Below are 2,709 nucleotides of genomic sequence, written 5' to 3'. Positions count from 1 at the left end.
CCGCCCCGGGCAAGGGGCAGGGCGGCCGGCACGCTGCGGCCGGCATCGAGGGCAAGCGCATCCTGGTGGCGGAGGACAACGAGCTCAACCGGATGATCCTCCTGTCGGTGCTGCAGGAGCGCGGGTGCCTGTTGACCGAGGCCGTCAACGGCCAGGAGGCCGTGGATATTTTCGAGGCCAGCCCGGCGCACGCCTTCGACCTGATCCTGATGGACGTGCAGATGCCGGTGATGGACGGGTACGAGGCGGCGCGCCGCATCCGGCAATGCGGCCACCCGGACGCCCGGTCCGTCCCCATCTTCGCCGTGACCGCCAACGCGTTCCAGGAGGACCTGGACAAGGCGCTGGCGGCGGGGATGGACGACGCGCTTACAAAGCCGCTGGATATCGGCAAGCTGCTCGATAAAATCGGGCGGCTGGAAATGGGGAGGGGAACAACGTGAAACGGATTGTCAGTATCTGCTTGGCGCTGGCCATTTGCATGCCCCTGGCGGGGTGCCAGCCCGCGGGGGCGGGCGGCGGGAAGCCGCAGGCGGTCACCCTCAAAATCACCACGCCCCCCATCGGGCTGGGCGACGTGCCGGGGGTCGGCGAGACGGAGGCCAGCGCCATGCTGGCCGTGGCGGCGGAGCGCTTCCGCGCCCAGTACGAGGGCTGCGACGTGCAGTTTGAAATCAGCCGCTACAACTATACGGACGAAAAAGAGCAGCTGCTGGACAAGATCGGCACGGCGGACGCGGCGGACATCTTCTTCGCCGGCTCCTGGAACACCTCCGCCTGGGCGGACAAGGGCTGGCTCGTCCCGCTCGACGATATCATCGACGAGGGGCTGCGCGCGGATATCAGCGAAATCCTCTGGAACCAGAACACCTACAAGGGGCACGTCTATGTAATCCCCTTCCATCAGCTTCAAAACACGCTGGCGGTGAACAAGGCGATGATGGAGCGGGCCGGGCTGGACGCGTTCATCCCGGAGCCGGACACGATCGCCCACTGGTCGACGGACGACTTTAACACGGTGCTCGCGGGATTAAAGGCTTCCATCGCCGACGAGGGCGCCTATGTGTTCATGATGTACGCCCTCAACAGCCAGGGCGACAGCCATATCATGACGCTGCTCCAGGCGATGGGCGGCAGCCTGTACGACGAAAACGGGAACTTTGCCGTGAACACGCCGGAGGGCATCGCGGCGCTCACCTGGCTCAAGTCCCTCGACGAGCAGGGCTATGTGCCGAAGGGCGCGGAGAACATCGAACTGCTCGACATGGTCGACCTGTTCGGCAACGGGCAGCTTGCCATCTGCATGGCCAACCTGACCAACCTGTGGGATTACCGCGCGCAAGGCCTGGACGTGTTCCCGGTCAACTTCCCGAGCCTGGATGGCCGGGGCTACGCCGTCGCCACCACCAACGGCCTTTGTGTATTCGACAACGGCGACCCGGAGAAAATCCGGGTGGCGAAGGATTTCATCCGCTACCTCTATACGGATGAGGAAGTGATGAAGTACACGCTGGGCACCCTGCCGGTCAACGATTCGGTCATGGAGCGGTACGGCGACGAAATCTGGATGCTGAACGCCTACCGGGAGAACAGCGCCAACCTCACCACGATCGTCCGTCTGGACAACCTGAACTGGCAGGGGGTGCGGGACGTGTTTTATCTCAATATCCAGGACCTGCTGCGGGGGACGAAGACCCCGGCGGAGGTCGCGGCCGCGATCGACGGGACCTGCAACGCCGCGCTGGAACAGGGACGCTCGTCCGCCGGATAGGCGGGCGGGCGTTTTTTGCTGCCCGCGCGCGCCCGCAAAAAAAATTTGCGGCGGATGAAAGGTTAGGGGCTGCCCCGTCGTGTTATGATTGAAAGGGCAAGGACGGAAAGTGCGCATCATCCGGCCGCCCTTTTGGGAAAGGAGGCATGGGCCATGGAAGGGCAAATCGACCGCGCACGGGCGGAATACCTGGTGGAAACCTATTCCGACCTGATTTTGCGGCTCAGTTATACCTATTTGAACAGCACGCACGACGCCAAGGACATCTGCCAGACCGTGCTGCTCCGCCTGATGACGGGCGGGAAGGCCTTTGCCGACCGGGAACACGAGAAGGCTTTTGTCATCCGCATGACGGTGAACGCCTGCAAGGATATCCTCAAAAGCGCGTGGCGGCGGCGCGTGTGCGCGCTCGACGAGGGCGCGGACGTCCCCGCCCCCATGCAGGGGGAGGGCGACGTGCTGGCGGCGGTGCAGGCGCTGCCGCCGAAATACCGCGAGGCCATCTACCTGCACTATTACGAGGGCTATGCCGTGCAGGAGGTCGCCGCGATGCTGGGGCAGAACCCGGCGACGGTCAGCACCCATCTGAACCGGGGCAGGCACAAGCTGAAGACCATGCTGGGAGGGCAGGGCTATGGACAGACGATATAAGGAGGGGCTGGACCGCCTCCAGTTCACACAGGAACAGAAGCAGGACATGGTGGAATACCTGCTGGATGCGCACAAGGAGGAACCCAAGGTGAGGGCTTACCACAAAAAATTCAAGTTCATCATGATCGGCGTGGCGGCGGCGCTGGCGCTTACGGCCGGCGCGGGCGCGGTGATCGGCGGCAACGCGAGCGACTGGCTGTCCGGCGTATTTGGCGGCGGGCACACCGAGATCATCGACCGGATCGGCCGGCCGGTGGGCGCGTCGGCCTCGGGGAACGGGCTGAAGG

4 protein-coding genes are annotated in these 2,709 nt (G+C 64.3%); all 4 read left to right on the top strand.

What is annotated here, in order from left to right; translation table 11 throughout:
- Window positions 1-443 (top strand): response regulator (locus CZ203_RS14390; RefSeq protein WP_159456300.1); only part of this gene is annotated, 443 nt, incomplete at its 5' end.
- Window positions 440-1,771, top strand: a complete 1,332-nt coding sequence (locus CZ203_RS15025) for an ABC transporter substrate-binding protein (protein ID WP_087064279.1) — start codon at window positions 440-442, stop codon at window positions 1,769-1,771. The genes CZ203_RS14390 and CZ203_RS15025, both read left to right, overlap by 4 nt.
- 153 nt (window positions 1,772-1,924) lie before the next feature.
- The gene (locus tag CZ203_RS01260; protein WP_087064278.1) at window positions 1,925-2,422 is read left to right on the top strand and encodes an RNA polymerase sigma factor; all 498 of its coding nucleotides are present in this window, start codon (window positions 1,925-1,927) and stop codon (window positions 2,420-2,422) included.
- The coding region (locus CZ203_RS14385) for a hypothetical protein (RefSeq protein WP_200809402.1) at window positions 2,406-2,709 on the top strand (304 nt) is incomplete at its 3' end. The genes CZ203_RS01260 and CZ203_RS14385, both read left to right, overlap by 17 nt.

It is taken from the genome of Intestinibacillus massiliensis, from assembly GCF_900155735.1.
In the GTDB taxonomy this organism is placed as follows: domain Bacteria; phylum Bacillota; class Clostridia; order Oscillospirales; family Butyricicoccaceae; genus Intestinibacillus; species Intestinibacillus massiliensis.
Note: the sequence above shows the minus strand (reverse complement) of the source record. Positions and strands in the feature narration are given on the sequence as shown.

Excerpts from the sequence above, each read along its gene's own strand:
- CZ203_RS01260 (WP_087064278.1), top strand. The coding sequence starts at position 1,925 with ATGGAAGGGCAAATCGACCGCGCACGGGCGGAATACCTGGTGGAAACC.